Annotated in this window: 8 protein-coding genes and 1 pseudogene; all 9 read right to left on the bottom strand. The window is 44.2% G+C overall.

Translation table 11 applies throughout. The features are described 5' to 3' along the window. Window positions 1-938: pseudogene (locus tag M3200_RS02805) on the bottom strand (nucleoside kinase); the annotation flags it as partial. 125 nt (window positions 939-1,063) lie between these two features. Further along, window positions 1,064-3,532 (bottom strand): leucine--tRNA ligase, encoded by a 2,469-nt coding sequence (leuS, locus tag M3200_RS02800; protein ID WP_022382019.1) that lies wholly within the window; start codon window positions 3,530-3,532, stop codon window positions 1,064-1,066. A 209-nt stretch (window positions 3,533-3,741) separates the two neighbouring features. Continuing rightward, window positions 3,742-4,299, bottom strand: coding sequence for a gamma carbonic anhydrase family protein (locus tag M3200_RS02795; RefSeq protein ID WP_022382018.1), 558 nt, complete (start codon window positions 4,297-4,299; stop codon window positions 3,742-3,744). 137 nt (window positions 4,300-4,436) lie between these two features. After that, entirely contained in the window at window positions 4,437-5,711 is a 1,275-nt protein-coding gene (locus tag M3200_RS02790; protein WP_022382017.1) for a diaminopimelate decarboxylase family protein, read from the bottom strand. A 203-nt stretch (window positions 5,712-5,914) separates the two neighbouring features. Continuing rightward, a complete protein-coding gene (locus tag M3200_RS02785) occupies window positions 5,915-6,772 on the bottom strand; it encodes a transporter substrate-binding domain-containing protein (protein WP_022382016.1) in 858 nt (285 codons plus the stop codon). A 223-nt stretch (window positions 6,773-6,995) separates the two neighbouring features. After that, window positions 6,996-7,835: a transporter substrate-binding domain-containing protein gene (locus tag M3200_RS02780; protein ID WP_022382015.1), complete on the bottom strand. Its 840-nt coding sequence runs from the start codon at window positions 7,833-7,835 to the stop codon at window positions 6,996-6,998. Window positions 7,836-7,974: 139 nt separating this feature from the next. Next, window positions 7,975-8,820 carry a transporter substrate-binding domain-containing protein gene (locus M3200_RS02775; RefSeq protein ID WP_022382014.1) on the bottom strand — a complete coding sequence of 282 codons (846 nt, stop codon included), beginning with the start codon at window positions 8,818-8,820 and terminating at the stop codon, window positions 7,975-7,977. Window positions 8,821-9,014: 194 nt separating this feature from the next. Then, complete coding sequence (locus tag M3200_RS02770) at window positions 9,015-10,382, bottom strand: phosphohexomutase domain-containing protein (RefSeq protein ID WP_022382013.1); 1,368 nt, start codon at window positions 10,380-10,382, stop codon at window positions 9,015-9,017. Continuing rightward, complete coding sequence (locus M3200_RS02765; RefSeq protein WP_022382012.1) at window positions 10,382-10,693, bottom strand: YerC/YecD family TrpR-related protein; 312 nt, start codon at window positions 10,691-10,693, stop codon at window positions 10,382-10,384. Before M3200_RS02765 ends, M3200_RS02770 begins: the two co-directional genes overlap by 1 nt. Window positions 10,694-10,742: the final 49 nt, after the last annotated feature.

Below are 10,742 nucleotides of genomic sequence, written 5' to 3'. Positions count from 1 at the left end.
ACGCCATTGACTCTCAAGTGGACAATCAGCCGTTTCATGAACGTCGTCTTGCCGGAGGAAGAAGGTCCTGCTATGCACACAAGCCGTATATTGGGCTTCTGCTCGCAGATCGTATCTGCCAGTTCAGCCAGACGTTTTTCATGAAGCGCTTCAGCAATGGCAATAAAATCATAGATTTTGCCTGTATCTATGGCATGATTAAGTTCCGCCAGATTATGGCATCCAATTAATTCACTCCAGTTCTGGGATTCCAGAAAGACGCGTGCAAACAACGGGTCTTCCTCGCCGAATTTCAATTCCTCCTCTCCAGGCTGCGGAATCCTCAGCAGGAATCCGGGCGCATAGGAACGAAGGATGAATTGCCTGACAAAGCTCATATCCGGAAGCATCGGCCCGAAGAAGTAATCAATGACCTTTCCGCACTGATCCACATCCAGATGATCAATATCGAGCTGGGAAAGGAGCTCGGCATCCTCCTGCAGCCCCTTCATCCGGAGAAAAGCAATGGCTCTGCTTTTCCCCACTATGATTTTGGTAATGTCCCTTCCTTCTCTGACAATATCCCGCATTCTTTCTGAGAGGATATCCAGCTCTTTCTGGAGCGGTATATGCCCGTCTTTGAATTCGCAGTAAATGGATTTCCCCAAAGAATGCTTGATCTTGACATCCGCTTTTGCCCCGTAGACTTCTTTTACCGCGCACACCAGAAGCATAATGGCGCTCCTGAGATAAGCCTGGTGGGCCTTCGGAGATTCCAGTGATATCCACTTGACGGCTCCATCACTTGGAAATGGCGTCTGGAAATCTATAATATCTCCGTTAAAATCAGCCAGCACCGCATCTGTGCGCTTTCTTGCGCCGCGTACGATATTCCATAAATTCTGTGGAGTAGCGCCATCAAAGAAATGGTACTCCTTGCCTTCACATGTAATATTCATAATTGTCACCCTCTAAGATTCATCTTATTTCATTCTAGCATAATATAAATCAAGCTGTAACAAGTATATGCGGGCAAAATAAAAGAGAGACCAGGAACAGTCTCTGATCTCTCTAATTTTTTATTTTATTTAACTACGATATTAACGATTCTTCCAGGAACCACAATTGTTTTCACGATTGTCTTGCCTTCGATGAATTTCTGCACTTCAGCAAGTCCTTTTGCCAGATCCGCAATTTCGTCCTTTTCCATGCTGACTGCCACTTTGATCGTAGCGCGGACTTTGCCATTGACCTGAACAGCTAATTCCACTTCGTCAACAACGAGGGCTGATTCATCGCATACCGGCCATTCTGCATCATGGACACTGTTTTCCTTCTCGCCAATCTGCTGCCAGAGTTCTTCGGTGATATGCGGAACAAATGGAGCGAGCAGAATCAGCAGGTTGCGGACAAGTTCTTTTGCCAGCTTGTCTTCGATGACGGAATGTGTCTCGCTGAAGCGGTACATTTCATTGACCAGTTCCATAACAGCGGAGATTGCCGTATTGAAAGCAAACTTGCCGTCAAGGTCTTCTGTAACCTTGGAAATCGTCTGATGAAGCTTTCTTCTGAGTGCAAACTCATCTTCAGAAAGGTCGCCCTTGGATTCCTTGTCGAAATCCTGATACTTTTCTACGATAGCCCATACTCTCTTCAGGAAGCGGTAAGAACCCTCAACGCCCTGATCGGACCATTCGAGATCCTTTTCCGGAGGAGCAGCAAACAGGATAAAGAGTCTTGCTGTATCAGCGCCATATTTCCCGACGATTTCTTCAGGGGAAACAACGTTGCCGACAGATTTACTCATTTTGCCGCCGTCTTTGAGTACCATGCCCTGGCAGAGAAGGTTGGTAAATGGTTCAGGATAATCTACCATGCCTTCATCCTGCAGCACTTTCATAAAGAAGCGGGAATAAAGCAGGTGAAGGATAGCATGTTCAATGCCGCCGATATACTGATCGACCGGCATCCAGTAGTTAGCCTTTTCCTTGCTGAATGGTTCTTCTGTATTGTGCGGATCGCAGTAGCGCAGGAAGTACCAGGATGAATCGATGAATGTATCCATTGTATCGGTTTCTCTGGTTGCATCAGCACCGCACTGCGGGCACTTGCAGTGGAGGAATGTTTCACTTGTCTCAAGCGGAGAGGTAGCTCCGGCTACGAAGTTGACATCTTCTGGAAGAACTACAGGAAGATCCTTTTCCGGCACCAGGACATTGCCGCAATGCGGGCAGTGGATGATCGGAATCGGGCAGCCCCAGTATCTCTGGCGGGAAATCAGCCAGTCCCTCAAACGGTAGTTGACCTTGCCGTTTCCGATTCCCATTTCCTCGATTTTCTTTGTAATAGCTTCGCGGGCTTCTTCAGAGGTCAGTCCGTCGAATTCGCCGGAATTGACAAGGAATCCGTCTGTATCGTATGCCTTATCCATGTCTTCCAGCTTAAGATCATGTTCCTTGTTCTGGATAACCAGCTTGACCGGAAGATTGTACTTTTTCGCAAATTCCCAGTCTCTCTGGTCGCCCTGCGGTACAGCCATGACAGCGCCTGTGCCGTATTCATAAAGAACGTAGTTTGCAATCCAGATCGGAATTCTTTCTCCTGTCAGCGGATGAATTGCATAACTTCCGGTGAACATTCCTTCCTTAGGAGCATCTTCGGCAGTACGGACAATATCATTTTCATTTCTCATTCTTTCAATGAAAGTTTCAAGAGATGCCTTATCAGGATTACTCTCAATCAATTTCGGAACAAGCGGATGTTCAGGAGCAAGCACCATGTAAGTAACACCATAAACGGTATCTACTCTTGTTGTGTAGACCGGAATCTGTTCATCCATGCCTTCTACAGTAAAGGAGAACTGCGTGCCGGTTGATCTGCCAATCCAGTTTCTCTGCATCGTCTTGACACGTTCCGGCCATCCAGGCATGTGATCAAGGTCTGCCAGAAGGCGGTCTGCATAAGCTGTAATTTTCAGGAACCACTGGGAAAGGTCTTTCTTTACGACAGGGTTCTTGCAGCGCCAGCATTTCCCTTCTTCAACCTGTTCATTGGCAAGAACGGTATGGCAGCTGTTGCACCAGTTGACCTTGGCTTCCTTCTTGTAAGCCAGTCCTTTTTTGTAAAAGATTTCAAAAAGTTTCTGTGTATGCTTGTAGTAATCTTCGCTGCAGGTCAGAACTTTGCGGTCCCAGTCATAAGAGAGACCGAGTTCCTTCTGCTGTCTTGTCATGTTGTCAATATTGGAATAAGTCCATTTTGCCGGAGCAATTCCGTGCTGGATTGCTGCATTTTCAGCCGGCATGCCAAACGCATCGAATCCCATCGGATGGATGACATTAAATCCTTGCATTTTCTTGAAACGGGAAACAACATCGCCGATAGAATAGTTTCTTACATGGCCCATATGGAGGTTTCCTGAAGGATAAGGAAACATTTCCAGTACATAATATTTTTTCTTGTTTGGATCATAGTGAGTTTCAAACGCCTTGTTATCCTCCCAAATCTTCTGCCATTTTTTCTCGATTTGCTGAGGAATATACTTTTCTCGCATAATGTCACCTTCCGTTTATTCTGATAATTAGATAATTATCCGTTTTATATAGTTGTCATATATTATATAGCCCGCACTATCCTCTAGTCAAATCATCTGCCTGCCGCATAAACGATAAAATAAGGGAAAACAGAAAGATGGCAGTGCGTTTTCCGCATTGCCATCTTTCTTATCATTTATGAAACGACTTCCAGTCCAATCACTGCCTGTTAAACAATAGGTTCGTTGTGATAGAGTTCGCCATCGATATCCGGTTTTACACCATATCCAATAGCCCATTCGCATTTATACTTCAATGCCTGTGCATGGATGTTGTCCATCTTGTTAATGGTCTTGATAACCTTTGCCGGGACACCGACAACGAGCGAGTTCGGAGGAATGACCTGATTCTGCAGAACCAAAGCTCCGGCTGCAATGATAGAGCCTCTGCCGATTTTTGCTCCTGTCAGAATGGTGGAATGCATGCCGATCAGTACATGGTCTTCAATTTCGCATCCATGAATGCAGGCACTATGTCCGATTGTAACATAGTCCCCGATGATGCACGGATTATTATCTGCTACATGCAGGCAGCAGAGATCCTGTACATTGGAGCATTCGCCAACGGAAATGTAGTTGACATCGCCTCTTGCAACAACGCCTGGCCAGATGCTGGAATATTTTCCGATTCTTACATCACCGGACAGAAATACACCCGGTGCAACGAAAGCATTCGGATCAATCTGTGGAACTTTACCTTTGAACTGCTGATTTGATAACGTATACATAATTTAAAGCCCCCTTACGTTTCAATATAAACGTTTGCTTACGTCCAGATTATACTCTTATATTCTTCGATTTTCTATAATCAATCCCTTAAAAGAAACAAAAGAGATGCCTCCAAAAAGAGACATCTCTTAAAAAATTATTTTTCAACTTTGGCTGTATTTTCTTTCAGGGACGGGAAATCAAGTGTAGCAAAAAGATCAAACAATGTTTCATTTCTTCTGATTTGCTGCACGCTTCCATCTTCATGAACCATAATTTCTTGATGGCGGAGTCTGCCGTTATAGTTGTACCCCATGCTGTGGCCATGAGCTCCGGTATCATGGATAACAATCAAATCGCCCATGTCGATTTCCGGCAGCTTGCGCTGGATGGCAAATTTATCGCAGTTTTCGCAAAGAGAACCAACTACGTCATATACATGGTCTTTGGGTGCATCTGCCTTTCCAAGAACAGTAATGTGATGGTAAGCCCCGTACATGCCCGGACGCATAAGATCAGCCATGCATGCATCTACTCCGATATAGTTCCTGTAAATATTCTTGTAGTGGATAGCCTTTGTCACAAGGAAGCCGTACGGACCGGTAATGGCCCTGCCGCATTCAAAGCAGATTCTTGTCTTTTCAAATTTTGCCATCTTTTCTTCGAAGAGTTTCCTTGCGCCTTCTCCCAATCCTTCAATGTCGACTGCTTTCTGTTCAGGAAGATAAGGGATGCCGATTCCGCCGCCAAAATCAATGAAATCGACAGTAATGCCCTTTTTGTCTCTGATATCATTGGCAAGATCGCACATCATTGAAATCGTGCCTAAAAGACCGGGAAGCTCAAGTTCTGCGGAAATGACCATCGTATGGATTCCGATATAGGAAATGCCCTTCTTCTTAGCCCAGTCGACACAGGTCATGAGCTGGTCATAAGTCATTCCGTACTTTGCTTCTTCCGGCGTCCCGATAATTGCATTGCCTCTGGTCAGTTCTGGACCCGGATTGTAGCGGAAGCAAATCCTTTCCGGCACAATCTGAAGTCTTTCCAGATCATCCAGATTTGAAACATCATCCAGATTAATGATGGCGCCCAGCTCATGTGCCTTAATGAATTCTTCATCAGGCGTATCATTGGCAGAAAATACGATTTCCCCCCCTTTGATTCCAACCGATTCAGCAAGGACAAGTTCAGCCATAGAGCTGCAGTCTGATCCGACGTCCAGCGTTTTCAGGCTCTTCATGATCCAGGGATTCGGAGTCGCTTTTACAGCAAAATATTCATGGAAGTTGGGATTCCAGGAAAAGGCTTTCTGAAAGCGCTTGACATTATCTAACATGCCCTTTTCGTCGTAGATATGAAAAGGTGTACCGTATTTGGCAGCAATATTCTGAATTAATTCATCACTAAATGGAACTGTTTTAACGCTCATTAGCCTTCCCTCTTTCTATTGATTTTCCCTGTATCAGGATAATTGACTCATTATAACATACGTTTTAAAACTTGACTACATTCAGTATTATCCGTGCATGCCGCAGTCAGTAATGATATACCATTTTTGCGACTTATAAAAGGTCACCACACATCTGGTGCATGGTGACCTTTCCTATTGATTCATACGTTATTCACAGCCGATTATTTCTTATCTGCGTTTTCTACTGCTTTCTTGCTGTATTCTTCTGTCCACTTCTTGAAGTTTCCGTTGTCCGTGTTTTCTTTGATTACCTGGTTGACAACAGCAGCTACATCTTCATTTCCTTTCGGAAGGGCTGCTGCAGAGTTCTTGACAGCATTCGGGAATTTAATGTCAGAGAACATGAGGTCATTGTTGAAAATGACATACTGTTCGCCGACGATGCCTTCTACAACCAGTGCATCGACTTTGCCCTGTTTCAGTTCAAGGACAACTTCAGGAACATGTGCGAGGCCTACAATATTGGCATCCTTAATCTGGTCTTTGGCAAGAGCTTCCTGTGTAGTGGATTTCTGTACGCCGATGGTCTTGCCGTAAAGGTCTTCTACCTTCTTGAACTTGTCAGCATCAGCCTTGCGGATGATTACCTTCTGTTCTGTCGGAAGATAGTTATCAGAGAAATCCATGGATTTCTTACGTTCATCTGTCGGGTTGATGCCTGCGATAGCCATATCAACCTTACCGCCTGTCAGGGAAGAAAGAAGAGCCTGGAAATTCATGTCCTGCACTTCAAGCTTGACGCCCAGCTTGTCAGCAATCTTCTGTGCCAGTTCCATATCAATCCCGATGACCTTCTTTTCACCGGCACTTGTGTCTACGAATTCATATGGAGGATAACCGGAAGCTGTTCCCACAACGAGCTTGCCGCTGCTCTTGATCTTATGCATAAGCGGGCTTTCAGCCTGAGCCGGCTTGCTTGCTGCCTTATTATCGCTTCCACCGCAGCCTGTGATAGCAAAAGCTGCTACAGCTGCTGCTCCGAGCATTGCCAATTTCATTGCATTTATCTTTTTCATCATTTTAAGCACCTCTCTGATAATTCTGATTTCAAACCGGATACATCTTTGTGATGGATAGATAGTAGCATAAATATACACATATGTCAATAATTATTCGTATAAATAATGAAATTTTCTTGTCTTTTATGCATTTACATGCACAATGATGAATAAATCATTACGGTTCCATACAAATGAAAAAGAGGAATGCGCTTTTGCATTCCTCTCTGTCAGGTCCAGCTTATTATTTCTTGGCTTTTTCCACTGCAATTTTACTGTATTCATCAACCCATTTATCAAACTGTCCGGATTCCGTATCCTGTTTGATAATGCCGTTAATGACTTTCAATACATCATCACTTCCCTTTGGCAGTGCAACAGCAGAGACTTTCTTAGCTCCCTGGAACTGTACATCCGCCAAAGCAAGGTCATCATTGAATACAAGGTACTGCTTGGCAACGACGCCTTCCACGACAATTCCGTCAAGTTTGCCATTCTTCAGCTGCAGGATAGCATCCGGGACACTGGAAAGTCCGATGACGTTTGCTCCTTTGATTGACTGAGCCGTCGTTTCCTGTGTCGTAGATTTCTCTGCACCGATTGTCTTGCCATCAAGATCAGCCATGTCCTTGTAAAGATGTTCGTTTTTCTTGAGAACCAGAAGCTTCTGTTCCGTTGGCAGATAAATATCAGAGAATGCCATCGCCTTTTCTCTTTCCGGTGTCGGGTTGACGCCTCCGACTGCAATATCTACCTTGCCGGAAGTCACTGATGAAAGAAGCGCAGAGAATCCCATATCCTGTACTTCCATCTGGACACCGAGTTTGTCAGCAATCTGCTTGCACAATTCAATATCGAGCCCAATGACCTTCTTGTCAGGGGAATCAGCATCTACAAAAACGTAAGGCGGATATCCCGAAGAAGTGCCAACAATTAATTTGCCTCTCTGCTTAATTGTCTGCATCAGTTTGCTTTCCTGTGTACTAGACGCGCCAGAAGGTTTGGAATTATCTCCACAGCCGGCAATTGCCAGCGAACCTAAAATTGCCGCACCGATCAATGCCAGCTTTAAAGATTTTCTCATGTATACATCCCTCCATTCCTATGTGCATATTACCATTTTCCGCCTTTATTGTATAGATATGAAATAAAGTGTTTATGCATATCTATACTTTTATGCAGTATTCTGCTCTCCTTATATGTGAATAAATATTATATCCACATTATTTCTTGGCATTCTCAACGGCTTTCTTTGTCATTTCATCAACCCATTTATCGATATTTCCATTGGCTTTGTTTTCTGCAATGACCTCATTAATCACTTTAATGACATCAGCACTTTCCTTCGGCACGGCAACGGCAGCGCCGCCGCTGTAATTGCTGAAGTAAATATTTGTTGCCGAAAGATCACTATTTGTCAGAAGATACTGGCCTCCAACGATATTCTGCACAGGTACCGCATCCACTTTCCCCGTCTTCAGCTCAAGAAGTGCATCTGCGACCTTGGGAAGTGCCACGATCTGCGCATTCTTGATCTGCTCATTAGCAAGCTTTTCCTGAATCGTAGATTTCTGTACACCGATACGTTTTCCGTCAAAATCACTCAGCGCCTTATACTTCCCTGCATCCTCTTTTCTGACAAGAAGCGTCTGTTTCCCTTCAAGATAACTGTCAGAAAAATCTACTGTCTTTTTACGTTCCTCAGTCGGATTGATTGCAGAGACAGCAATATCCACTTTTCCCGTGGTAAGAGAGGATAAAAGCGACTGGAATGTCATATCCTGTATTTCCAATTTGACTCCCAGCTTTTTGGCAACAGCTTCAGCCAGTTTGATATCTATCCCGTCAATCTTTTTGCCATCTGATGCTGAAGTATCTAAAAACTCATAAGGAGGAAATCCGGATGCTGTACCTACAGTCAGTTTCCCGCTTGATTTGATTTTCTGCATCAAAGCGCTCTCATTGGTTTTTGGCGATGAACTGCCAGAAGAACTATTGTTGCACCCTCCTGCCATAAACATGCCTGCAATGACGGCTCCGGTCAGAATTGCCTTTGTAATTTTTTTCATAATGATCTCCTCTTTTCTGTATCTAAATGGGTCTTTGACTAATTATACTTATAAATATACGCTTTTATGTAATAAAATGCAATATAATGCATAAATTATTTTCAGATTCTCCATATCCTCCTTTCGAGAAAAATAAAAAAGCAGGACCTTCGTCTTGCCAGAAAGGTCCTGCTTTTTTATATCGTCACGGCGAATCAGTTAAGAGACTTGACTAATTCAATGACTTCATTTTCTTTTTCTTTAAGGAGTTCTTTGTCCCCACGGGTTTCCATGTTGAATCTGATCAAAGGTTCCGTATTGGACGGGCGGAGATTGAATCTCCAGTTTTTGAAATCAACTCCGATGCCATCGATCTTATCAATTCTTTCAGCATCAGGTGTATATTTCTTTTCAATTGCTTCCAGGATAGCATTCACATGGTTGGCAGGAAGATTGATTTCGCCGCTGCATGGGAATTCAGCTTCCATTTCAGCAACAAGTTCTCCCAAGCCTTTCCCCTTTTCACTCATGATCTGAGCAACAATCAGCCAGGGAATCATGCCGGAATCGCAATAGGAGAATTCACGGAAGAAGTGATGAGCACTGTTTTCTGCGCCGTAAATTCCCTTCACTTTGCGCATGGTCTCTTTCATAAAGGCATGGCCGCCTTTGGATTCGACGGCTTTTCCGCCCAGTTCTTCGCAGATCTTCTGTGTGCACCAGAAGACGCGCGGATCATGGACAATGGTTTCTCCTTTATGGAGCTGAAGGAAGTATTCAGCCAGAAGGCCTACCATGTAGTAGCCTTCGACAAATTTGCCATTTTCATCAATGAAGAAGCAGCGGTCAAAGTCTCCATCCCATGCAATTCCAAGGTCTGCCTTTTCTTTCAATACGGTATCGACCAGTTTCTTGCGGCATTCTTCAAGCATCGGGTTAGGCACGCCGTTCGGGAAAAGTCCGTCCGGCTGCATGTCAATATAGCTGAATTTGAACGGGAGATATTTTTCAAGAGGTGCAAATGCAACATTGGCACAGCCGTTTCCTGCATCAACAACAATATGAAGCGGTTTCATCTTCTTCATATCGACAAATGTCAGGATATGCTTTACATAATCATCGATGATTTCTTTCTTATAAACAGTTCCCTTTTTCTCGGACTCTTTGAAGTCTCCGGAAAAAGCAAGTTCTTCAATATCCTTAAGGCCTGTATCCTCGCTGACAGGGATGCCTTCCTGTCTGACGATTTTTATTCCATTATAGTTGGAAGGATTATGGCTGGCCGTGATCATGAATCCGCCATCCATTTTATAGAAGAATGTGCCGAAGTACATCATTTCTGTACCGCAGCGTCCGATGTTATACACATCAGCACCGCCGTCAGTCAATCCGCGGCTTGCAGCTTCGCAGATCTTCTGGGAGCTCGGGCGCACGTCATAGCCGATGCACATGGTTTTTGGATAATACAGGTCTGCATAGGCACGTCCTACTCTGTAAGCAAGTTCTTCGTTTACTTCATCCGGCACAATGCCGCGAATATCATATGCTTTAAACCCTGCATGAGAAAGATTCAGTTTATCCATTATTTCTTGTTTCCCCCTAATTCATTCAATCTTGAAAGTACTGTCAGATATCCGTCAGCCCCGTACTTAAGGCATCTTTTGACTCTTGAGATTGTTGCAGTACTTGCCCCCGTCTCCTTCTCGATCTGATCATACTTTTCCCCAGCCTCAAGCATCCTTGCTACTTCCAGGCGCTGTGACATATCCCGGATTTCATTGATCGTGCAAAGATCCTCAAAAAATTCATAACATTCATCCCTGGTTTTAAGCTGAAGGATGCCGTCAAATAAATTATCAGTCAGTTTATTAACCAATCTTTGATTTACGCTCATCTATCTTTCATCCTCCTTCCCCATGTGCCCTTAGGCCATGGGTATATTT

The sequence above is a fragment of the Dialister sp. CAG:357 genome (assembly GCF_000435155.1).
GTDB lineage: Bacteria > Bacillota > Negativicutes > Veillonellales > Dialisteraceae > Dialister > Dialister hominis.
This window is presented reverse-complemented; position numbering and strand designations above follow the sequence as displayed.